We start from the raw sequence: 592 nt of genomic DNA, 5'->3' as shown, positions 1-592 counted from the left end.
ACCAGTTATCCAGCCAACGCAGATTGTGCACCGGCCCCGTGTGAATCTGGATGCAGTGACGGTTACCGACGAACACCATGATCGGCACCTCACGCGCTGCTGCCGCCTCGATCAGCCTGGGCAGTTCGGCGGTGGCCAGCGGCTCGGCCCACTCATGGCCGGCCAGGCGCAGGGCCTGAGTACGGGCCAGGTCATGGCGCTTGAGCATGGCGAAGAAGTGATGCGTGTCCTTCAGCGCGGCCCAGTCGGCACGCAGTGCCCCCACATCGACCTGATCGTCGCCACGCGGCGCCTTGCGCTCGGCCGGCGGCAGCAGCTCCAGCTCGGCACTCTGCACCTCGGCCCGGAAACGTTCGACCAGCGGCGCCCAGGCCGCGTCGTCGCTCCTCTCGGTCAGGTAGACCTTGTGTACCGCAAGCCCCTGGCGGTCGAAGATCTGGATGCTGCGCTGCACGCCACGCTCGCCGCTCTCGGCGACGGCGAACACGCTGGCCCACTGCGCCATGAACAGGCGCAGGTCGATGTCGGCGGAGACCACCAGCCCCATCGTCCCGTTGGCACTGACGGAAACCTCGCGGTAGTGCCCCTTGCG

1 protein-coding gene is annotated in these 592 nt (G+C 67.9%); it reads right to left on the bottom strand.

Annotation, left to right across the window (positions count from 1 at the left end):
* Positions 1–592: ChuX/HutX family heme-like substrate-binding protein (locus J0A65_RS25205; protein ID WP_332874384.1), on the bottom strand; the 592-nt coding region annotated here is incomplete at both ends.

This window comes from Bowmanella yangjiangensis (genome assembly GCF_017255015.1).
Lineage (GTDB): Bacteria > Pseudomonadota > Gammaproteobacteria > Enterobacterales > Alteromonadaceae > Bowmanella > Bowmanella yangjiangensis.
This window is presented reverse-complemented; position numbering and strand designations above follow the sequence as displayed.